Here is a 23,142-nt window from a genome sequence, read left to right as displayed (position 1 = left end):
TATTAATTATCAACTGATTATTTCAAATTGCTATTGTATTTTTCCAGACGTTTGCGACCACGAGCCACGGCTTGGATGACTTGGTTTGGCGCTGTGCCGCCTAAGTGGTCACGCGCAGCCAGTGAACCCTCTAAGGTCAGATAATCAAATACATCATCGCCAATAGCATCACTAAATTGCTGTAATTGCTCAAGTTTTAATTCACTTAAATCCACACCTTGTTTAATACCTAGAGCAACAGCATTACCCACTACCTCGTGGGCATCACGGAAAGCAACGCCGCGGCGCACTAAGTAGTCAGCCAAGTCGGTGGCTGTGGCATAGCCTTTCATGGTGGCGGCGCGCATGTTTTCCTTATTAGGTACTATATTAGGCAACATATCGACAAATGCAAGTAGTGAGCCGGTTAGGGTATCTACGCAATCAAATAACGGCTCTTTGTCTTCTTGGTTGTCTTTGTTGTACGCCAATGGCTGGTTTTTCATGAGTGTTAATAGCGTGATGAGTTGACCAAAGACGCGAGCGGCTTTACCTCGCACTAATTCTGGCACATCTGGGTTTTTCTTTTGCGGCATGATGGATGAGCCGGTGCAGAAACGGTCTGGGATTTGTACAAAACCGAACTGCGCTGACATCCACAAGATGATTTCTTCACTCATGCGTGATAAATGCATCATCAAAATAGACGCTGCAGAAGTAAACTCAATCGCAAAATCACGGTCTGAAACGGCATCTAAAGAGTTCTCACAAATCCCTTCAAAACCCAACAACTCAGCAGTAATGGTGCGGTCGATAGGGAAAGTAGTGCCTGCAAGTGCGGCACTACCCAAAGGCATTTGGTTGATACGGCGACGCGCGTCAATCAAACGCTCTGTGTCACGATTTAACATCTCAAACCAAGCCAATACATGATGACCAAAGCTTACGGGCTGTGCAGTTTGCAAATGGGTAAAGCCTGGCATGATGGTATCTGTGTGCTGCTCCGCCAAAGTCAGTAGACCTGATTGTAATTTAACCAACAACTCAACAATGTTATCGACTTCTTGACGTAACCATAGGCGGATATCGGTGGCCACCTGATCATTACGGCTGCGTCCTGTGTGCAGCTTTTTACCCACAGTGCCAATAATGTCGGTCAAGCGAGATTCAACATTCATGTGCACATCTTCAAGCGTAATAGACCAGTTAAATTCACCAGCATCAATTTCTTGTTGCACTTGATGTAGACCACTGATAATGGTGTCTACTTCTTGTTGCGTTAAGATACCGCATTTACCCAGCATAGTGGCATGAGCGATAGAGCCTTGGATGTCTTGTTTGGCGAAGCGCTGGTCAAAGCCTACTGAGGCGGTAAAGGCGGCAACAAAGCTGTCGGTAGCCTCAGAGAAGCGGCCGCCCCACATTTGTTGGCCTTGTCCACTGCCAGCTTTGGCGTTAGAAGTAGTAGTGGCTGTATCGGTTGCAAGAGGGGTCGAATCGTTATTTGCAGTCATATCGGTTAAAATCCAGTAAAGGGCACAAAGCGGTTAGAATACTTAAAGCAGTATAGCAAACCAGACGCCAGCCATGCTAGTTAAGCCGCCGCTGTTTTTAGCACCCAGTTTTGTGCGTTAAGCCTTGAAACTTAAGTGCTAAGCGCCCACACAAACATATCAACACTGCATTACCCCTTTATTTATGGTTAAATATGAGGGTATTTATACTTTCTTCTTCTACTTATACTAATAAAAGATATTTATGACCACATCAGCCCACACCACCTCATTAAAAACCCTTAATATTGCCACTCGTAAAAGCCCCTTAGCCATGTGGCAAGCAGAGCACATTAAGGCACGTCTAGAGTCGCTATATCCAGATTTGGAGGTGAATCTAGTGACTATGGTTACTCAAGGTGACAAGATTTTAGATACCCCGCTGGCGAAAATTGGCGGTAAAGGGTTGTTTGTTAAAGAGCTTGAGCAGGCATTGTATGATGGCCGTGCTGATATCGCTGTGCATTCATTAAAAGATGTGCCAATGGTTTTGCCTGAAGGGTTAATCTTGGGCACTTACTGTAAGCGTGAAACCCCAACCGATGCTTTTGTGTCAAATACCTATGATTCACTAGATGCGCTGCCTCAAGGTGCAGTAGTGGGTACGGCCAGTTTGCGTCGTCAATGTCAGATAAAGGCACATCGCCCCGACTTAATCATTAAGTCATTGCGTGGCAATGTTCAGACCCGTTTAAGCAAATTAGATGCCGGCGAGTATGACGCCATCATTTTGGCGACCAGTGGTCTAAAGCGTGTTGAATTAAGTGATCGTATCAAACAAGAGATTGATATCGATATCAGCTTGCCTGCCGTGGGTCAAGGCGCTTTAGCTATTGAATGTCGTAGCGATGATGACGCGGTATTGAGCTTATTAAAGCCATTAAACGATGGCCAAGCCCGTATTCGTCTCATGGCAGAGCGTTCCTTGAACCGCCGTTTGGAAGGGGGATGTCAGGTGCCGATTGCCGCTTTTGCTGTCATTGAAAAAGGGGCTGAAAATGACGACACAGGGTCGCATAACAAGACCCTATGGCTACGTGGCCGTGTGGGTTCAGAAGATGGAACGACTCTGCTTAAAGCTGACAAGCGCATTGCTTTGATGGGTAATCAAGCCGACCGTGAAGCACAAGCTGAGCAATTGGGTATAGATGTGGCAGATGAGCTGTTGTCATTGGGTGCAGATGGTATATTAGCGACCATTTACAACAATAAAGACAAAGCGTGATGATTGGGGGTGTTGCCAACTTAGGCGCCATTTGCTTGAACTTTAAATGACCTCACTTAAAGGGGTGCTATGATTTTTATCAATACCCGTCCCATCGAACGTGCGCAGCCATTAACGCAGGCCATGCAAGATAAAGGGTTGACGGTACTAGAACTGCCGCTGCTTGAGTTGACAGCGATTGAGATTGGCCAAAGAGAGCAGCAATATCAACAGCATTTTTATCAGCAGCCAGATCAATATCAGGCTTTGGTAGTGGTCAGTCCCACTGCGGCTCGTATGGGACTGGCGGCGTGTCCGGTAGGCTTTGTTCCTCGCTGTGCGGTGATTGCGGTAGGCCATGCCACAGCCGAGGTGTTACGCGTTGCCGGCTGGCAAGTGCATTGTCCTGTAGAGTACAGCAATGAAGGTATGATGCTTATGCCTCAGCTGAACCGCTTGGGGGTGGGTAATCGTATTTTGGTCTGGCGAGGCAGAGGTGGCCGCCGAGTTTTGGTGAATTTTTTGCAAGAAAATGGCGTGGGTGTCGATGCCATTGCTTGGTATCAGCGCCAATGCCCACCACAGGCTGAGCATGATTTTAAGCAGCTGCTGCCACAGCTGGGTTTGTCGGAAGTAGCGAGATTGCCGGATGCAATTAACTTAAATGGCCTAAATAGCTTACACATCAGCCCATTAGATAACCCAGACGCTAACTCTAAGCACAAGCCTTTGGTACTAATCAGCAGTGGTGAAGCGTTTACTAATTGGCGCTTGCTGATGGCTTCGATAGATGAGATATCAGATAAGACCGTGCCTAACTATCAATTAAATGATTTTAACTATCTGACCTTTGGAAAGCGCTTAACGGATACCTTAAACCAGCTACAACTAAACTGCGTGCGTATTGAGAATTTGGATACATCTGAGGTGTGGCGCGGGGTTAGCGCTCTGTATTCTAATTTATCTTGAGGTTAATTTAAAATTACTGGCAGTCTTGTTTCACCCCATGAGTCAGCCAATTGCATAAGGATTGTTTATTACCATGAGCCAGAGCGTTTCTAGCAGTGAATTTTTAAGCGAGCATGTTAAGCCGCCTGAAGCTTTAGCCGGCTTTGGCAGTATTTATGTGCAAAATGTGGTCTGGAATGACATGGATGCCTTTAATCATGTCAACAACGTGGTCTATTATCGATATGCGGAGTCGGCTCGTATCAATTATCTTAATGAGCTGGGCGCTTTTAGTAATGAGGTGACGACCGTATTGGCGCAGTCGAGCTGTACTTATTTAAAGCCTGTGGTATTCCCAGATACTTTGTTAATCGGCGTGCGTACTAAGAAGCTAGGTAATACCAGTATTATTATGGAATACGCTTACTTTAGTACCGCTCAGCAAGCTTTAGTGGCCACAGGAGAGTCAGTGCTGGTGCGTCTAAATAAAGAGGGTACAAAGAAGCTGCCTTGGTCGACGACCGAGCGCAGCAATATATTGGGCTTTGAAAAGGCTGCCGGCCACAGTCCCCAAATCTGATGTTTTCTTTATTTGTCAAACGCCCCCCAACACAACTTGTGCCAGCTTTACCTTTATTGGATGAGAGCCTATATCCACTGTTGTGGCAAGACAAAAGCTTTAAGAGTGCACAAGCGCTTATCGCGGTGTTATTACAAAACTCGGATTTAACAGATGCCTCGAGTGATGAGAGTATTACCCAAGCACAGCAGCAGTTTAGTCAGCATCTACAGCACAATGCCCACTACCAAGACTGGGTGAACTTTACTGTATTTGGACGTTATATACAGCGCAGCTTCAGCGCCTTTTATCGTCAAAACGAAGATGTATTTAATACCGATATGCCCGAGCTGCTTCGCTATGAGCTGATGCGCCATACTCAGCGGTTACCTGTGGGACAAGTGTTATTGTTTGGTGGTGTGCTGCCTAAGAGCGTACGTCAAGAAAAACTGCTCATTGCGACTGTGAATCCGTATCAAGCCTTGCAGCAGGCACTGCGATCTTATAGCAAAACCAAAGCCACCGATCCAATCATTATTAACCTCATCACAGCCCAGTCTGATAAGGTCAAAGCCTTTGCCATCAAGCACAATAAGCGCACTCGAGATGGACGACGCAATGATGTGATGATTTTAGATTTCACTCAGTTGGTGTTGGTCAAAGAGGACGCGATCAAAAAAAATGCCCAATCAGACAGGCAATATCTGATTAGGCATTATCGCATAAGCTAAGCTGTTGCCCTCGCTACTTGCTATGATTATTGGCTCATTATCGCCAGTAGTTGGTTATGGCAAATAGCGAGTTATGGCTAATGACTCGATAGCTTTTGATGGTTGGTTATAAACACTTATTTAGTACCAAAAATCTTATCACCTGCATCGCCAAGACCTGGGATGATATAGCCATCTTCATTTAAGTGACTGTCTAAAGAGGCGGTATAAATCTTCACGTCTGGGTGCGCTTCGTTTACCAAACGTACGCCTTCAGGCGCTGCAACCAATACTAATGCCTTAATCGTAGAGCAGCCTTTTTTCTTAAGCATATCAATAGTAGCTACCATCGAGCCACCAGTGGCCAACATCGGATCGATAATCAGCGCAGGACGCTTATCGACATCAGCCACTAGCTTTTCAAAAAATGGTACAGGCTGTAGTGTCTCTTCATCACGCTGCAAACCCACCATAGAGATTTTGGCAGTCGGGATTAAGTCGAGCACACCATCTAACATACCAAGGCCGGCACGTAGAATAGGTACGATTGTCACAGTTTTACCAACAATTTGCTCACCGGTAATCTCTGTATTATCCCAGCCCTGCATAGCGAATTCTTCGATTTCAAAGTCACGGCACGCTTCATAGGCCATTAAGCGAGCAAGTTCGCTGGTTAAGGTGCGGAATTTATAAGTACTACAGTCTTTGGCACGCATTAAGCTCAGCTTGTGGCGCACTAAAGGGTGTTTAATAATTTCTATGTTTAAACTGTTCATAAAACCTCTTTGAGCATCGTCTGTGTGGGAACAGCGGGCTTGAATTTAGGGGAGAGTATCAAGGGGATACAGGTGACAATATAAATTGGATAAAAAAATGCTGCACCCAAACATATGGAATGCAGTTAACAAAACAATTATACCAATAAAACAAAAGCAACTGACAGACTTCGTAGTTCAGATACTCTATGTTACAAGCTATTTTAAAAACACTATTTAAAACTCAAGTACTTATCCAGTGAAATAAAAAGTAATAATCACGTTGATTTTAAAAAAATAACAAGAGACAAAATAAGGAGCTAATCCCTTGAGTTCGACAAGAGAAAACCATTTGAAAGAGCTGCCTATAGAGAGTCATCCCTTTAAGCCAGTGCTACCCAGCAATGCTACTATCATGATGATGGGAACTTTTCCACCAACCCAAGATAAGTGGGCGATGCCATTTCATTATCCTAACTTCTATAATGATATGTGGCGTATATATGGCCGGGTGTTTTTTGATGATGCAGACTACTTTCGTGTGGGCGATGAGAAGCGCTTTGATCCTGAGCGTATTAAGGATTTTTTGAGTCAGCACGCTATTGCCTCGTGTCCCACCGTAAAAAAAGCCATCCGTGAGCAAGGTAATGCTGCAGATAAGGACTTAACCATTGTAGAAGCGGTCAATTTAAAGCAGGTATTGAACCAAGTTCCAAAAGTTGACGTACTATTTACCACTGGCGGTAAAGCGACAGAAATCCTGATGGACTTATTAGCGCAAGAGCAAGGCAAAGCTATTCCTAAATCTAAGATGCCCAAAACCAATCAGCATATAGACTATAACTATGGTGGGCGTCAGCTTACTTTATATAGGTTGCCATCGACCTCTCGTGCGTATCCACTGGCTTTAGATAAAAAAGTAGCCGCTTATCGGGATTTCTTCCAAGCGATGGGGAAGCTCTAATCGCTAGTGGACAGAAAAACCAGCGCATAGATAAGATGAAAAGAGAGTGGGCTATGTCAAAATTTTGATTTTATTAATAAAATTAACTCAGGCTGTTTGCTTAATCTTCTAGAGTCTAGTATACTTTATCTCCTGTTAAGGAAGCACTTTAGTGGATTTGGTTAAAATAAGATTGGTAATACACCAAACGATAAAAAATCAAATAAAACGAAAAAAGCCCTTGACTAAGAAAATAAAGCGTCTATAATACGCACCTCATCGGGACAGCGGGATTGATAATCAATAAGATTTAGAGATTGTTACCTGATGAAACGAATTAAAACAAAAGCTTGACACATACCGAATTGATGGTATACTGGATAGCTCGCTAAGTAGGAAAGCAAATTGCTTAAACTTCTCTTAGTGTGATTAACTTAATACGGACGACGTAATAAGTCAACTATTTAAAAGCTAAAATCAAAGAACAACTTGTGTGGATTTTTGCTGATTTAGGATGCTAAAAATTAAAGTTGGGGCTTACTCTTTTCGGGTAAGTGACTAACTATAAAAATTATCATTCTTTAATAGCAGAAAAACTCGAAGTTAATTCATTATATGAAACATACGGAAAAGCAATTTGCTAGTATTGAATGAGCCAAGTTTAGAAGCTTCTTTAAAGAGCTTCATAGCAAGATTAAACTGAAGAGTTTGATCATGGCTCAGATTGAACGCTGGCGGCAGGCTTAACACATGCAAGTCGAGCGGTAACAGGAGAAGCTTGCTTCTTGCTGACGAGCGGCGGACGGGTGAGTAATACTTAGGAATCTGCCCAGTAGTGGGGGATAGCTCGGGGAAACTCGAATTAATACCGCATACACCCTACGGGGAAAAGGGGGCGCTTGCGCTCTCGCTATTGGATGAGCCTAAGTCGGATTAGCTAGTTGGTGGGGTAAAGGCCTACCAAGGCGACGATCTGTAGCTGGTCTGAGAGGATGATCAGCCACACCGGGACTGAGACACGGCCCGGACTCCTACGGGAGGCAGCAGTGGGGAATATTGGACAATGGGGGCAACCCTGATCCAGCCATGCCGCGTGTGTGAAGAAGGCCTTTTGGTTGTAAAGCACTTTAAGCAGTGAAGAAGACTCTATGGTTAATACCCATAGACGATGACATTAGCTGCAGAATAAGCACCGGCTAACTCTGTGCCAGCAGCCGCGGTAATACAGAGGGTGCAAGCGTTAATCGGAATTACTGGGCGTAAAGCGAGCGTAGGTGGCTTAATAAGTCAGATGTGAAATCCCCGGGCTTAACCTGGGAACTGCATCTGATACTGTTAGGCTAGAGTAGGTGAGAGGGAGGTAGAATTTCAGGTGTAGCGGTGAAATGCGTAGAGATCTGAAGGAATACCGATGGCGAAGGCAGCCTCCTGGCATCATACTGACACTGAGGTTCGAAAGCGTGGGTAGCAAACAGGATTAGATACCCTGGTAGTCCACGCCGTAAACGATGTCTACTAGTCGTTGGGGAACTTGATTCCTTAGTGACGCAGCTAACGCAATAAGTAGACCGCCTGGGGAGTACGGCCGCAAGGTTAAAACTCAAATGAATTGACGGGGGCCCGCACAAGCGGTGGAGCATGTGGTTTAATTCGATGCAACGCGAAGAACCTTACCTGGTCTTGACATATCTAGAATCCTGCAGAGATGCGGGAGTGCCTTCGGGAATTAGAATACAGGTGCTGCATGGCTGTCGTCAGCTCGTGTCGTGAGATGTTGGGTTAAGTCCCGCAACGAGCGCAACCCTTTTCCTTAGTTACCAGCGGTTTGGCCGGGGACTCTAAGGATACTGCCAGTGACAAACTGGAGGAAGGCGGGGACGACGTCAAGTCATCATGGCCCTTACGACCAGGGCTACACACGTGCTACAATGGTAGGTACAGAGGGCTGCTACACAGCGATGTGATGCGAATCTCAAAAAGCCTATCGTAGTCCAGATTGGAGTCTGCAACTCGACTCCATGAAGTCGGAATCGCTAGTAATCGCGGATCAGAATGCCGCGGTGAATACGTTCCCGGGCCTTGTACACACCGCCCGTCACACCATGGGAGTTGATTGCACCAGAAGTGGGTAGCCTAACTTTTAGAGGGCGCTCACCACGGTGTGGTCGATGACTGGGGTGAAGTCGTAACAAGGTAGCCGTAGGGGAACCTGCGGCTGGATCACCTCCTTATTGACGCATCCGGTCAGCAAGAATTCACAACAAGTTGTTCTTTGATTTAGCAAGCTCTTAAGGGTCTGTAGCTCAGCTGGTTAGAGCACCGTGTTGATAACGCGGGGGTCATAAGTTCAAGTCTTATCAGACCCACCACTTATAATACGGAAAGCACTAGAGAATCACAGATTCTCTCTTGCGAAGCTAAAATGTGCTCCCAGCACATTTATATACGCTTCTCAGGGGCCATAGCTCAGTTGGTAGAGCGCCTGCCTTGCACGCAGGAGGTCAGGAGTTCGACTCTCCTTGGCTCCACCATATTGGATACAGATTTAAGAGTGAAAAGATATAAGCCAGAATTAAGCAATTGATAAAACGATTACTTACTTCTGTTTTATACAGAGAAAATATGACGATCTGATGAAGACGTTATTACTATTTAAAAACATAGATATGAGTTGTAATATGGTTAGACGATGAATCATTCACTGAGCCATTGTCTAACCAGTAACCAACCTTTTAATGACATCAGTTGTTATCCCAAGGGGTTGGTTACAAAGTAAAGAGAACTGAATCAAGCGTAAATTATCAAGGTGATATCGTTATAATTACAGACTAAAGACCCTTTGGGGTTGTATGGTCAAGTAATTAAGCGCACATGGTGGATGCCTTGGCAGTCAGAGGCGATGAAAGACGTGACAGCCTGCGATAAGCTTCGGGGAGGCGGCAATATCCTGTGATCCGGAGATTTCTGAATGGGGAAACCCACTTAGCGTAAGCTAGGTATCCTAATTTATTAGGAAGCGAACGAGGGGAAGTGAAACATCTCAGTACCCTTAGGAAAAGACATCAATAGAGATTCCCCTAGTAGCGGCGAGCGAACGGGGAGGAGCCGACGGATTTATATGTAGAAGAACAGTGTGGGAAAACTGGCCATAGTGGGTGATAGCCCCGTATTCGAAACATATAATGAAGCATATTAAGTAGTGCGGGACACGAGAAATCCTGTATGAAGATGGGGGGACCATCCTCCAAGGCTAAATACTCCTGACTGACCGATAGTGAACCAGTACCGTGAGGGAAAGGCGAAAAGAACCCCTGTGAGGGGAGTGAAATAGAACCTGAAACCGTGTGCGTACAAGCAGTGGGAGCACCCTTGAGGTGTGACCGCGTACCTTTTGTATAATGGGTCAGCGACTTATATTCTGTAGCAAGGTTAACCGTTAGGGGAGCCGTAGGGAAACCGAGTCTTAATAGGGCGTCTAGTTGCAGGGTATAGACCCGAAACCGAGTGATCTATCCATGAGCAGGTTGAAAGTGCCGTAACAGGCACCGGAGGACCGAACCCACTGTCGTTGAAAAGCCAGGGGATGACTTGTGGATAGGGGTGAAAGGCTAATCAAACTCGGTGATAGCTGGTTCTCCCCGAAAGCTATTTAGGTAGCGCCTCGGACGAATACCATTGGGGGTAGAGCACTGTTTCGGCTAGGGGGTCATACCGACTTACCAAACCGATGCAAACTCCGAATACCGATGAGTAATATCCGGGAGACACACGGCGGGTGCTAACGTCCGTCGTGGAGAGGGAAACAACCCAGACCGCCAGCTAAGGCCCCAAATTCCTAGTTAAGTGGGAAACGAAGTGGGAAGGCATAGACAGCTAGGAGGTTGGCTTAGAAGCAGCCATCCTTTAAAGAAAGCGTAATAGCTCACTAGTCGAGTCGGCCCGCGCGGAAGATGTAACGGGGCTCAAACTAGGAGCCGAAGCTGCGGATTTGAAAATTGTTTCAAGTGGTAGGGGAGCGTTGTGTAAGCCTGTGAAGGTGTATCGTAAGGTATGCTGGAGGTATCACAAGAGCGAATGCTGACGTGAGTAACGATAATGCGAGTGAAAAGCTCGCACGCCGGAAGATCAAGGGTTCCAGTCCAACGTTAATCGGGGCTGGGTGAGTCGACCCCTAAGGCGAGGCCGAAAGGCGTAGTCGATGGGAAATCGGTTAATATTCCGATACTTGTTTATGATGTGATGGAGGGACGGAGAAGGTTATGCCAGCCTGGCGATGGTTGTCCAGGTGGAAGGATGTAGGTAGACGGCTTAGGCAAATCCGGGCTGTTAATACTGAGATCTGATAGCAAGCTGTACTTGTACAGCGAAGTGGCAAATACCATGCTTCCAGGAAAAGCTTCTAAACTATAGTCATAAACGAATCGTACCCTAAACCGACACAGGTGATCAGGTAGAGAATACCAAGGCGCTTGAGAGAACTCTGCTGAAGGAACTAGGCAAAATGGTACCGTAACTTCGGGAGAAGGTACGCTGTCGATGGTGAAACCCTTGCGGTGTAAGCTATTGACAGTCGCAGATACCAGGCTGCTGCAACTGTTTATTAAAAACACAGCACTCTGCAAACACGAAAGTGGACGTATAGGGTGTGATGCCTGCCCGGTGCTGGAAGGTTAATTGATGGGCTTAGCGTATGCGAAGGTCTTGATCGAAGCCCCAGTAAACGGCGGCCGTAACTATAACGGTCCTAAGGTAGCGAAATTCCTTGTCGGGTAAGTTCCGACCTGCACGAATGGCATAATGATGGCAGCGCTGTCTCCAGCAGAGACTCAGTGAAATCGAAATCGCAGTGAAGATGCTGTGTACCCGCGGCTAGACGGAAAGACCCCGTGAACCTTTACTACAGCTTTACATTGAACTTTGACCTGACTTGTGCAGGATAGGTGGGAGGCTTTGAAGCAGATACGCCAGTATCTGTGGAGCCATCCTTGAAATACCACCCTGGTCATGTTGGGGTTCTAACTCAGGTATAACAATACCGAGGACAATGTATGGTGGGTAGTTTGACTGGGGCGGTCTCCTCCTAAAGAGTAACGGAGGAGTACGAAGGTGCGCTCAGAACGGTCGGAAATCGTTCATAGAGTATAAAGGCAAAAGCGCGCTTAACTGCGAGACCCACAAGTCGAGCAGGTACGAAAGTAGGTCTTAGTGATCCGGTGGTTCTGTATGGAAGGGCCATCGCTCAACGGATAAAAGGTACTCTGGGGATAACAGGCTGATACCGCCCAAGAGTTCATATCGACGGCGGTGTTTGGCACCTCGATGTCGGCTCATCTCATCCTAGGGCTGAAGCAGGTCCTAAGGGTATGGCTGTTCGCCATTTAAAGAGGTACGCGAGCTGGGTTTAGAACGTCGTGAGACAGTTCGGTCCCTATCTACCGTGGGCGTTGGAAATTTGAGAGGATCTGCTCCTAGTACGAGAGGACCAGAGTGGACGAACCGCTGGTGTTCGGGTTGTCATGCCAATGGCATTGCCCGGTAGCTACGTTCGGATTGGATAACCGCTGAAAGCATCTAAGCGGGAAGCCAACCTCAAGATTAGATTTCCCTTAAGAGCCGTTCAAGACTAGGACGTTGATAGGCAGGGTGTGGAAGCGCAGTGATGCGTGTAGCTAACCTGTACTAATTGCTCGTTTGGCTTGACCATACAACACCCAAGTGGTTTTGTATAAGCTATAATTATTTCGATATCACCCTGATAATCATTTATAAATAATCACTTATAAACAGTGACTTGATTCAGGTTCTTGATATAATAGTCAAATCAAAGTTAAGCTTACCCTTAACCAACTCATATCTATACCCCCTTTGCTGACGACAATAGCACGATGGAACCACCTGATCCCTTCTCGAACTCAGAAGTGAAACATCGTCGCGCCAATGGTAGTGTGGTTCGCCCATGTGAGAGTAGGTCATCGTCAGCTCCCTATACCTAAAAGCCCCCATTCATCCGAATGGGGGCTTTTTCCTTTGCAGGGGGTTTTATCACCGGTCGCCGTAAAACCACCCACTTCAGGGGGTGGATATAAGGCGACACATACTGTCGTGACCAGTACTTAAAGTATTGCAAGTTAAAATTAACCTCGCCATACTAACCCTATGAAAACACTCAAGCTACGCATCAAAGACAAACACGTAAACCAGCTAAACAAACTAGCTGGGAGTGTTAACTATGCGTGGAACTATATTAATGCGTTAAGCTTTGAGCATTTAAGACGCACAGGTAAGTACTTTTGGGCCTATGATTTAAGCCAATACACCAAAGGCAGTGGTGAGTATTTAGGCTTGCACTCGCAAACTTTGCAAGCCATCAACGAAACTCATGCCAAATCTCGTAAACAATTTAAAAAAGCCAAACTAAATTGGCGAACCAATCGTCCTGATGCCAAACGCAAAAGCCTAGGCTGGATACCCTTTAAAAAGTCTGCTATCAAGTATCTACGTAGCAGACAAACGGGCAAAAAGGCACTTAAATCAACCATACAGCTATCGCTCTGTAAAGGTCAAAAGCTTATCATAGACGTATTCGATAGCTACAATTTGTCTTTGTATCAAATCAATACGCTTGAGATAGTGCAAGACAGCCGTCATCGTTGGTATGCCTGTATTACCGTCAAAGATTTTCCTAGACAAGCAAGTGGCAAAGGCAGCGTTGGTATTGACTTAGGCTTAAAGCAGTCTGCTACCACCTCAAACGGTGACAAGCTGACAACCAAACAAACGCAAAAGTGGGCTAAAAAGCTTGCAATAGCTCAAAGAGCGAAAAACAAACAGCGAGTCAAAGCAATCCATGCCAAGATCAAAAACTCAAGATTAGATGCCATACACAAATTCACCACCCAATTAGTCAAGGATAATGCCTTAATTTTGGTTGGTGATATTAAATCACGCTCATTCACTAATTCGATGACCAACCTAGCTAAATCGACATACGATGCAGGATGGTTTGAACTCAAAAGACAACTGGAATATAAATGCAAGTATGCAGGTTGTCAGCTTGAGATAGTAAATGAGAGTTACACTACCCAAACCTGTTCGTGCTGTCTTAAAATAAGTGATAGTAGCTTGAGCGGTAGAGCAGGTCTTGGAATAAGAGGATGGAGGTGTGCTGAGTGTGGCACATGGCATGATAGAGATATCAATGCTGCTAAGAACATCCTTGCGGTCGGGCTTGACCGTCTAGCTGTAGGAATCCCCTCACTTTAGGGAGGGGAGGAAGTCAAAACTATAAGCCATTTATTGTAATAGTTTGCCGTAGCTAATTATCAAATAAATAATGCAGCTCTTCTGCTGAACCAAAGTCTAGTTCCATTTGTTCACGCTGGCGTAGGCGCATTTGCTCTATTCTTTTTTTGCGCCCTATAATAAGCCTTAGCACCTCACGCTTTTGTTCATCCGTCATCTGGAGCCACAATTGACGCTCTGTCCGGCTGCGCAGACACCCAAAGCAATAACCTTTTTTATTGCTTTGACAGACGCCAATACAGGGATTTTCAATAGCAAAGAGCTCTATTTGGTCGAACATGAGTATCACCTCGCCCCTGCCGAAGATATGATATTGTGAAGCTTAAGACGTAACTTTGAGGTTGAAGAGACCATGAGCTATAAGCGGAGCCAATATAGAATAACCTTTTAGTGTTTTATCAATTTTAGCATGATTCCCCTAGTGGTTTCTTTCGTGATAATCTTCATTAAAACATAAAAAGTAAAAGGATAAACATCTATGAAGATCATTTATATACATGGTTTAGACAGCCGGTCTAATTCAGTTAAGGGGATGTTGCTCCAAAAATACTGCAACAATCATCATGCCGATATTCAGGTTATTAGACCTGACTTGAATGAATCTCCTGATAAGGTGTTTGCTCGACTATGTGAGCTGCTACAACAAGCTAAGGAAGCGGATGATAAGGTAGTAGTAATGGGTAGCTCGTTAGGTGGCTATTTTGCCACTCTAGTCAGTAATAAGACAGCTTGCCCAGCGGTATTGTTAAACCCCAGTACTCAGCCGCATATTAGCTTACAGCGCTTCGTTGATGACCACGTGGTAGATGGTATTGCGTGTGATGATGGTGCTGATACGGTGATTTACCGAACCACTGGTGGCTGGGCGATGACTTTAAAAGATTTAGATTGGTTTAACGCGCACAAGCTACAGCAGATAACTCATCCTGAGAAATTATTCGTCGTGATTAAGCAAGGCGATGAACTCCTAAATCCTCAAGTTGCGGCCGATTTTTATCAAGCCCAAGGAGTGACGGTTGATTTACAGTCTGGAGGCGATCATCGCATGACAGATTTTGAGCAACAGTTACCTATGATTATGAGTCATCTGCAGTCTCTTGCGTAACTTACCTTACTGACTTGTTTTCTTTGCGTCACCTGCTGTCGTTAACACAGTCGCTAATCTCTATACATCACCCATTAGGTGCACGATATTGGGTATAATATAGGTAATAATTAAAGGCTGAATCAAGCAAAGGATATCACTGTGAGTAACTATACCGCCCAATCGCTCGAAGTCTTAGAAGGGCTTGAGCCGGTCCGTCGTCGCCCTGGTATGTATACCGATACCACACGGCCCAATCACCTTGCGCAAGAGGTGATCGATAACTCAGTGGATGAAGCCTTAGCGGGCCATGCTAAGATTATCAAAGTACAACTGCACAATGATGGTTCGTTATCTGTGGAAGATGATGGACGCGGTATGCCCACTGATATTCATCCTGAATTCAAGCAAACAGGTATTGAAATCATCTTAACTCGCTTGCATGCTGGGGGTAAGTTTAATACCAGCAACTACCAAGTTTCCGGGGGATTGCATGGGGTAGGCATCTCAGTAGTGAATGCCTTATCTAAACGTGTAGAGGTGACCGTTTGGCGTGATGGTAGCCAATATGATATTGCCTTTGAAAATGGGGCGCCGGTCACTGAGTTGGTTGAGTCTGTGAGCTCTAATAAGCGCAAAAAAGGGACGAAAGTTCGTTTTTGGGTGGATGAATCCTTTTTTGACACTCCCAAATTTAGCGTAAAGCAACTTAAGCATAACCTAAAGGCCAAAGCGGTATTAGCAGCTGGTCTGACTATTGAATTCTTCGATGAGATTAATAATGATAAAGTGGTCTGGCAGTTTGCTGATGGGGTCGTTGAATACCTAAACGAACAGCTTGATGGCCTAGAAACACTACCACCAGAGCCGTTTTATTTTTCTTATGAAGCAAAAGAAGGGGAGCGCTCAGGGGTAACCTTTGCTTTGTCATGGCTGCCCGAAGGTGGCACACCAATTCAAGAAAGTTATGTTAACTTGATTCCGACTGCCCAAGGCGGCACGCATGTTAATGGTCTGCGTACCGGTATTTTAGAAGCCTTACGTGAGTTTTGTGAAATTCATAACTTACTGCCGCGTAATGTTAAACTGACCGGTGAGGATGTGTGGGATGGGGTTAACTACATCTTATCGCTGAAGTTCTCAGAGCCACAGTTCTCAGGGCAGACAAAAGAGCGTTTATCTAGTCGAGAAGCAGCAGGTGCGGTGCAGGCTCAGGCCAAAGATGCTTTTAGCTTATGGTTAAACCAACATGCTGATTTAGGAGCGCAAATTGCTGAGCTCGCTATTTCTAAAGCAGGCAGACGTTTAAAATCGGCCAAAAAAGTGGCGCGCAAAAAAATCACGCAAGGCCCAGCGCTACCTGGTAAATTAGCTGACTGCCGTGGTGGAGTGCGAGATGGTGCTGAGCTGTTTTTAGTTGAGGGTGACTCAGCTGGGGGGAGTGCTAAGCAAGCACGTGATCGACATTTTCAAGCGATTTTGCCATTAAGAGGTAAGATCTTAAATACTTGGGAGGTCTCACCTGATACAGTACTTTCAAGTCGTGAGATCCATGATATCGCCATTGCTATTGGTGTGGACCCGGCATCAGATGATTTATCAGAGCTGCGTTACGATAAGGTATGTATCTTGGCCGATGCTGATTCAGATGGACTACACATTGCCACACTTATTTGTGCGCTGTTTGTGAAGCACTTCCCAGCTTTGGTCGATGCAGGGCATTTGTTTGTGGCTATGCCGCCCTTATATAGAATTGATATCGGTAAAGAGGTGCATTATGCGCTGGATGAAAGTGAGCTTGAGCATATCTTAAGTAATGTACCTGGCAATAAAAAACCACAAATCACCCGGTTTAAAGGTCTGGGCGAAATGAGCGCCGAGCAGCTGCGTGAGACTACCATGAACCCAGATACGCGAAGATTGGTACAATTAGATATGGATGACATGCAGCTAACCAATAGTGTGATGGATATGCTATTGGCCAAAAAACGAGCCGGTGATCGTAAAACGTGGTTAGAGAGCAAGGGAGATCTTGCTGAGATTATGGTGTAAGCATATCAGCACTTAGTGAACGAAACCAACCGCGATAATAAATAAATCTAGAAATGTAGGGATGCAGTTTAATGTCTAACACTGACACTTCAAAAAACACAGCAGTGGCTAAATTCAAGCGACTGACGCATAAAGACCTAGGAGATAAGGTACCTAGGCGTGGCGGAAGCGTTGCACCACCTATTGCCCGTGCTCTGTTTAAACTTATGGGTTGGCGGGCAGTCGGTGAGATTCCTAATGTACCAAAGGCGGTCTTTTTGGCTTTACCGCACACCTCAAATTTTGATGGACTATACGCCATACCTTTGGTGCTGGGGTTAGACTTAGACATTAATATCATGGGAAAAGACAGTTTATTTAAGTATCCAGTATTGGCGAGCTTCTTTAAATGGGCGGGTATTATTCCTATTGATCGCAGCAAAAAGGGTACGGTGCTACACGCCAGTATCCATAAGTTAAAATCCAGTAAATCGATGTACTTAGGATTATCACCTGAAGGTACTCGAGACTATACCGATAGCTGGAAAACTGGGTTTTATTATATTGCCGATGGTGCTCAGGTTCCTATCGTGCCAGTCGCTATGGACTATAAGAGCAAAGAGGTTCGCTTCTTAACGCCGGTCTATACCACGGGTGATTATGAAAAAGATGTGCTCAAAATCGTAGAGCAATACAAAGGAGTAGTGCCCAAACACCCTGAGAAGATGTCAAAACCCCTGCAGGATATTAACAAATAGCAGTAAATTTTAATGATAAAAAACCGTTTATTATGAACTAAACCGTCCAAGATTTGGGGTTCAGTTCAATTAAAGCGGTTTTTTTATCACCGGTCGCCGTAAAACCACCCACTTCAGGGGGTGGATATAAGGCGACACACACTGTCGTGATTAGTACTTAAAGTATTGCAAGTTAAAATTAACCTCGCCATACTGACCCTATGAAAACCCTCAAGCTACGCATCAAAGACAAACATGCAAACCAGCTAAACAAACTAGCTGGGAGTGTTAACTATGCGTGGAACTATGTTAATGCGTTAAGCTTTGAGCATTTAAGACGCACAGGTAAGTACTTTTGGGCCTATGATTTAAGCCAATACACCAAAGGCAGTGGTGAGTATTTAGGCTTACACTCGCAAACTTTGCAAGCCATCAACGAAACTCAGGCCAAATCTCGTAAACAGTTTAAAAAAGCCAAACTAAATTGGCGAACCAACCGACCCGATGCCAAACGTAAATCACTTGGCTGGATACCTTTTAAAAAATCTGCCATCAAGTATCTACATACCAGACAAACGGGGAAGAAAACACTTAAATCAACCATACAGCTATCGCTCTGTAAAGGTCAAAAGCTTATCATAGACGTATTCGATAGCTACAATTTGTCTTTGTATCAAATCAATACGCTTGAGATAGTGCAAGACAGCCGTCATCGTTGGTATGCCTGTATTACCGTCAAAGACTTTCCTAGACAAGCAAGTGGCAAAGGCAGCGTTGGTATTGACTTAGGCTTAAAGCAGTCTGCTACCACCTCAAACGGTGACAAGCTGACAACCAAACAAACGCAAAAGTGGGCTAAAAAGCTTGCAATAGCTCAAAGAGCGAAAAACACACAGCGAGTCAAAGCAATCCATGCCAAGATCAAAAACTCAAGATTAGATGCCATACACAAATTCACCACCCAATTAGTCAAGGATAATGCCTTAATTTTGGTTGGTGATATTAAATCACGCTCATTCACTAATTCGATGACCAACCTAGCTAAATCGACATACGATGCAGGATGGTTTGAACTCAAAAGACAACTGGAATATAAATGCAAGTATGCAGGTTGTCAGCTTGAGATAGTAAATGAGAGTTACACTACCCAAACCTGTTCGTGCTGTCTTAAAATAAGTGATAGTAGCTTGAGCGGTAGAGCAGGTCTTGGAATAAGAGGATGGAGGTGTGCTGAGTGTGGCACATGGCATGATAGAGATATCAATGCTGCTAAGAACATCCTTGCGGTCGGGCTTGACCGTCTAGTTGTAGGGATCCCCTCGGTTTAGCGAGGGGAGGAAGTCAAGGCTGTACAGCTAGCAACTGCTTATCTTCACTTATCACGCATAATCTAATAGGTTAAGCTTAATCCCCCATCGACTGGTAAGGTGACACCAGTAATCATACGGGCCTCTTCACTGGCTAAAAAAGTAATGGCCTCAGAGGCGTCCTCTAAGCTGACAAGGTCGCCTAAAGGACTGTGCTGTAAAAACAGCTGACGGCTGTCATGACTATTACGATCGTCAGCTGTTAGCCCTACATTTACCGCATTGACACGTATACCGTTCGTACTGTGCGTTAATGCCAGCTGCTTAGTGTTTTCAGCTAGCTGATGGTTTTGTTGCTGATAATCGTGAAGACTCCACTCACTGCTATTGTCCGACAGTAAGCCAACATTAACTACACTGCCTTTAGATTGGGCTAACGCTTGCACTAAGCTGCCCTCCAAAGGCAGCGAGGTATTTATATTAATTAAAACATCGATTTTTTGATACTTTTGTAAAACGTGAGTAACCAGCTCATCTGACGGTGTGGCCTGGTCTAGACGATAGGTAATGGCTAAGTGATTGCCTGAATTGATCCAAGTATGGTCTTCTGGCAAGTCTGCTGCTATATATTGTAATACCTTGCTGTTACTGCCTACTAAGATCACATTAGCGCCTTCTCTGGCCAGTTTCATAGCAGTGACTCGGCCCAGGCTTGAATCAGCTCCAGTCACGATAACGGCTTTATCATTAAAACGCTTCATAAGAGTTGGCCTTATTTTATTTAAAAGTTTTTCGTGTTTATGATTTTGACAAGATTTAGCCTTTATAGCAACCTTCAATAATAAGGCTGGCAAAGTGTAAAAATTACACTTATTCGGGGCATAGAAAAAGCAGCCTATAAAAGGCTGCTTTTTTGAGATTAGAGACAATGACAGCTAGTCGTTAGCTGTTATTTGTTATCCACATCCACATTAGGAATTGAAGGCTCATCACCTGAAACAGTAGTGATTGAAGGCTCTTTATCTGTCTGTTTAGCAGTATCAGCAATGGCTTTTTCAACTTTCGCTTTTTCAGCTTCAGTTTCTGCCTTGTCTTGTAGCTTACGTAAGAAGCGAGCAGCAGCCTCTTGACCACCAAGACCGAACGATAGGGCAAAGGCAACAGCCACAGCACCCAAAGTAAGACCAAAGGCAAGGTTAACAATAGAATCGGCAATCCCCATCGCTTTTAGACCCATCGCAAGCACAAGGCCCATGATAAGAACACGAACGATATTGGCTAAAAATTGTGATCCTTTATCAGAACGCTCAACCACACCAGCGATGATGTTGGCTAACCAGAAACCGATGAACAAAATAACAGCGCCTAAGATAATGTCAGCACCAAAAGCAATGAACATAGTGATGATGCCACTGATTTGCCCAAAGCCTAGTAAGTCTGCAGCTAAGATACCTGCAAATAACATAGCAAAGAAGATGATAGCATGGCCAACAAGGTCTGAAACTTGGGTTTTACCCATAGCACTGTCTAGACCAACCTTGGCAGGCAGGGCATTAACTGTGGTGTTTTCAAGCAAGCCTTTAACCACATTCGCGACCATTTTCATGATGTAGTAGGTGATGATTAAAATGGCTGCTGCAGTAAAGACATTCGGCAGCGCGCTCATAATTTTGTTCAGCATATTAGTCGCTGGACGCGAGATAACTTCGATGTTTAGGGCATCTAAAGCTATGATCGTGGTTGGAATAATGACCAATAAGAACGCCAATGAACCGGCGATATTAGGTAAGCTATTTTCACGATTATTACTAATACCGGCTTTCTCAGCAAAACCTTGTAGGTTTAAGCTGGTAACCATATTAGTTACGATACCACGGACAATTTTTGCCACGATATAACCCACAAAGAACACCACACCTGCCATAAATAGGTTCGGGATGTAACTTACTGCTTTATTTAGCATGTTGGTTAATGGGGCAAATAAGCCATCTAATTGTAGCTGGCCTAATACAATAACGAGTACAAACAGCAAGATAACCCAGTAAACCATATCAGCAATGGTGCTGCTCATAGGTTGAACGCCCGCTTGTGCACTTAGTCTTTCATCAAGAGTGGTCTTAGATAAAGCGGTGTTGATAGCGGTACGTGCCACTGTCGCCACGACCCAACCAATCACGCCAATAATCACAGCGCCTAGTAAGGTGGGAATAAATGACAGTACGTTGTCAATCATATTAGCAAATGGGGCTGAAATGGCATTTAGGCTCAACATACTTAATGCGCCTGAGATTGCCATTAAGAAGATAAACCAAAAAACGACCTTAGAAATTATGTTTTCAAGGTCGTAAGCTTTACCTGTTGAGGTGTTCATACGTTGGTTTAAATTAACACGGGCCAGTAAGTTGCGTACAACACCAGCCAGTGCCATAGCAATTAACCAACCAATAACGAATACCAAAATGGCTGCGATAATCGAGCCGATTGGTCCGCCTAGATTGCTATTAAACCAAACAAACATGTTGTCCATGCTGTTTCTCCTGTAATGTAATTCAATAAGTGGATCTAAAGATGACCCTAATATACTTTTGTATTTTTAAGTTTGTCTATCTAAAAAGGTTAGTTTAATAGTATTTTTATCTGCTACTTATAAGAAAATCAATAAGATAACTTATTTTATTTTTGACAATCTTAAGGCTGCAAAAATTAGGTTAACTACTTTAGTTAAATTTATTTCTAAAAAAAACTAACCTATATCTTAGATAAGAAGCTGTCAGTAGTTACGTTCACTATAAAAAAGTGACAGCTTACGATGTCACTTTATCGGAATAACCAGTAATAATAAATAGCTATTTTTAATATTAGTTTAGATATATGTGAGAAGGTGTGACATATTTAGCATTTATTAACATTTACTATACAATACTTTAGCATGTTAACTTAGTTATATGGTGATTAATTGCCATTTTTGATATTATTACGCCTATTATTATGCGAAGCACTTTATTATGCGAAGCACTAAATGTCGAATGACTCATAACTTTGTGAGTCAATGAAAATTAGAGGGGCTTATTGGTTTAAACCCTTAAAGACACCTTGGCCTGTGTAGATGCTGACAGCGTATAAATAATAACCAGATTTAGCAGACAATAATTTTAATTAACAATAGAGTTTATTTATGAAAAAAGTAATGGTTCCTAAGTTTTTAGCAGTAGCTTTAGTGAGCACCTTAGCTTTTGGCTGTGCTAATAATGGCAACAAAGCTGACCAAAGCAGCTCAAGCACTACCGTAACTGAAAAAAGCTCTGAGCTTGAAAAAGTAGGCTACAGCATTGGCTATGCCACAGCAGAGAGTTATAAAGAGTCGTTGAATGACTTAAATCTCGATACCTTCGAAATGGGCTTTCGTGATGCTTATGGCGATAAAAAAGCAGCTTTGACCAAAGAGCAAATGCAGGAGGTCATGGCTAAGTACGAAGAAAAGAAACAAACTGAAATGATGGAAAAGATGAAAAAAGACGCCGTCACTAATAAAGCCGCTGGTGACAAGTTCTTAGCCGAAAATGCTAAAAAAGAAGGCGTTCAAACCACCAAATCAGGATTGCAGTATAAAGTTATCAAGCCAGGTACTGGAAAATCAGTAACTGCCAGCGATATGGTTAAAATTAACTATGAAGGCAAATTGCTAGATGGCACAGTATTTGACAGCTCGTATGACCGCGGTGAGCCGGTAGTATTCCCTGTTGAAGGCATGATTCCTGGCTTCACAGAAGGTCTAGAGCTGATGAAAGAAGGCGGTGAGTATGAATTGTATATCCCAGCTGATCTGGCTTATGGTGAAACCGGTAACTCAGGCATCGATCCTAACAGCACTTTAATCTTTAAAGTGCAGATGATTGAGGTAAATCCAAAAATGCCTGAGCAGCCTGCACAATAATTAATAATTGGCAGATTTGACAATTTCAAAAATCATCAAAAAAATACCTGCTAATTAGCAGGTATTTTTTATGGTCTACAGTCGTAGCAAAATAGT

General features: G+C 44.2%; 16 protein-coding genes, 2 tRNA genes and 3 rRNA genes. 16 read left to right on the top strand and 5 right to left on the bottom strand.

The genetic code is table 11. The features are described from left to right. Positions 1–17: 17 nt before the first annotated feature. Entirely contained in the window at positions 18–1,403 is a 1,386-nt protein-coding gene (argH, locus tag DLE54_RS10940) for an argininosuccinate lyase (protein WP_041773855.1), read from the bottom strand. A 334-nt stretch (positions 1,404–1,737) separates the two neighbouring features. Between argH and hemC the strand changes: the two genes are divergently transcribed. The 4 genes from hemC (at position 1,738) to DLE54_RS10920 (ending at position 4,974) form a co-directional block, all read left to right on the top strand. Then, positions 1,738–2,757 (top strand): hydroxymethylbilane synthase, encoded by a 1,020-nt coding sequence (hemC, locus tag DLE54_RS10935; protein ID WP_110817159.1) that lies wholly within the window; start codon positions 1,738–1,740, stop codon positions 2,755–2,757. Positions 2,758–2,826: 69 nt separating this feature from the next. Beyond that, the gene (locus DLE54_RS10930; protein WP_110817158.1) at positions 2,827–3,705 is read left to right on the top strand and encodes a uroporphyrinogen-III synthase; all 879 of its coding nucleotides are present in this window, start codon (positions 2,827–2,829) and stop codon (positions 3,703–3,705) included. Positions 3,706–3,778: 73 nt separating this feature from the next. Beyond that, positions 3,779–4,264, top strand: a complete 486-nt coding sequence (locus DLE54_RS10925; protein WP_110817157.1) for an acyl-CoA thioesterase — start codon at positions 3,779–3,781, stop codon at positions 4,262–4,264. Positions 4,265–4,302: 38 nt separating this feature from the next. Continuing rightward, entirely contained in the window at positions 4,303–4,974 is a 672-nt protein-coding gene (locus tag DLE54_RS10920) for a hypothetical protein (protein WP_227535263.1), read from the top strand. Positions 4,975–5,090: 116 nt separating this feature from the next. Here DLE54_RS10920 and upp read toward each other — a convergent pair whose 3' ends face one another. Continuing rightward, a complete protein-coding gene (gene upp, locus DLE54_RS10915; protein ID WP_110817155.1) occupies positions 5,091–5,729 on the bottom strand; it encodes a uracil phosphoribosyltransferase in 639 nt (212 codons plus the stop codon). A gap of 307 nt (positions 5,730–6,036) precedes the next feature. On the opposite strand from upp, the gene DLE54_RS10910 reads away from it, so the two are divergent. The 7 genes from DLE54_RS10910 (at position 6,037) to DLE54_RS10880 (ending at position 13,914) form a co-directional block, all read left to right on the top strand. Continuing rightward, positions 6,037–6,672, top strand: a complete 636-nt coding sequence (locus DLE54_RS10910) for a DNA glycosylase (RefSeq protein ID WP_110817154.1) — start codon at positions 6,037–6,039, stop codon at positions 6,670–6,672. Between the two features lie 675 nt (positions 6,673–7,347). Beyond that, positions 7,348–8,882, top strand: a 16S ribosomal RNA gene (locus DLE54_RS10905). A 61-nt stretch (positions 8,883–8,943) separates the two neighbouring features. Next, positions 8,944–9,020, top strand: a tRNA-Ile gene (locus tag DLE54_RS10900). Between the two features lie 86 nt (positions 9,021–9,106). Beyond that, positions 9,107–9,182 (top strand) — tRNA-Ala (locus tag DLE54_RS10895). 320 nt (positions 9,183–9,502) lie between these two features. After that, positions 9,503–12,355 (top strand): 23S ribosomal RNA (locus tag DLE54_RS10890). A 163-nt stretch (positions 12,356–12,518) separates the two neighbouring features. Next, positions 12,519–12,632 (top strand): 5S ribosomal RNA (gene rrf / locus DLE54_RS10885). The 16S, 23S and 5S rRNA genes sit together here with 2 tRNA genes alongside, the layout of an rRNA operon. Before the next feature lie 175 nt (positions 12,633–12,807). Further along, positions 12,808–13,914: an RNA-guided endonuclease InsQ/TnpB family protein gene (locus DLE54_RS10880; protein WP_110817153.1), complete on the top strand. Its 1,107-nt coding sequence runs from the start codon at positions 12,808–12,810 to the stop codon at positions 13,912–13,914. Between the two features lie 52 nt (positions 13,915–13,966). Here DLE54_RS10880 and DLE54_RS10870 read toward each other — a convergent pair whose 3' ends face one another. Next, on the bottom strand, positions 13,967–14,233 hold the full coding sequence (locus tag DLE54_RS10870) for a DUF1289 domain-containing protein (RefSeq protein WP_041773368.1): 267 nt from the start codon (positions 14,231–14,233) through the stop codon (positions 13,967–13,969). A 198-nt stretch (positions 14,234–14,431) separates the two neighbouring features. On the opposite strand from DLE54_RS10870, the gene DLE54_RS10865 reads away from it, so the two are divergent. From DLE54_RS10865 to DLE54_RS10850, 4 genes are all read left to right on the top strand, one after another. Further along, the gene (locus DLE54_RS10865) at positions 14,432–15,058 is read left to right on the top strand and encodes a YqiA/YcfP family alpha/beta fold hydrolase (protein WP_110817152.1); all 627 of its coding nucleotides are present in this window, start codon (positions 14,432–14,434) and stop codon (positions 15,056–15,058) included. Between the two features lie 141 nt (positions 15,059–15,199). Next, complete coding sequence (parE, locus tag DLE54_RS10860; RefSeq protein ID WP_110817151.1) at positions 15,200–17,089, top strand: DNA topoisomerase IV subunit B; 1,890 nt, start codon at positions 15,200–15,202, stop codon at positions 17,087–17,089. Positions 17,090–17,160: 71 nt separating this feature from the next. Beyond that, positions 17,161–17,826, top strand: coding sequence for a 1-acyl-sn-glycerol-3-phosphate acyltransferase (locus DLE54_RS10855; protein WP_110817150.1), 666 nt, complete (start codon positions 17,161–17,163; stop codon positions 17,824–17,826). 200 nt (positions 17,827–18,026) lie between these two features. Continuing rightward, positions 18,027–19,133, top strand: a complete 1,107-nt coding sequence (locus DLE54_RS10850; RefSeq protein ID WP_110817149.1) for an RNA-guided endonuclease InsQ/TnpB family protein — start codon at positions 18,027–18,029, stop codon at positions 19,131–19,133. 62 nt (positions 19,134–19,195) lie between these two features. Here DLE54_RS10850 and DLE54_RS10845 read toward each other — a convergent pair whose 3' ends face one another. Both DLE54_RS10845 and DLE54_RS10840 read right to left on the bottom strand, forming a co-directional pair. Next, positions 19,196–19,873 carry an SDR family NAD(P)-dependent oxidoreductase gene (locus DLE54_RS10845; protein WP_011961465.1) on the bottom strand — a complete coding sequence of 226 codons (678 nt, stop codon included), beginning with the start codon at positions 19,871–19,873 and terminating at the stop codon, positions 19,196–19,198. A gap of 188 nt (positions 19,874–20,061) precedes the next feature. Then, positions 20,062–21,639, bottom strand: a complete 1,578-nt coding sequence (locus tag DLE54_RS10840) for a mechanosensitive ion channel (protein WP_011961464.1) — start codon at positions 21,637–21,639, stop codon at positions 20,062–20,064. Between the two features lie 648 nt (positions 21,640–22,287). On the opposite strand from DLE54_RS10840, the gene DLE54_RS10835 reads away from it, so the two are divergent. Next, positions 22,288–23,046, top strand: coding sequence for an FKBP-type peptidyl-prolyl cis-trans isomerase (locus DLE54_RS10835; protein WP_110817148.1), 759 nt, complete (start codon positions 22,288–22,290; stop codon positions 23,044–23,046). Positions 23,047–23,142 lie beyond the last annotated feature (96 nt).

The organism is Psychrobacter sp. YP14 (assembly GCF_003209315.1).
GTDB classification, from domain to species: domain Bacteria; phylum Pseudomonadota; class Gammaproteobacteria; order Pseudomonadales; family Moraxellaceae; genus Psychrobacter; species Psychrobacter raelei.
Note: the sequence above shows the minus strand (reverse complement) of the source record. Positions and strands in the feature narration are given on the sequence as shown.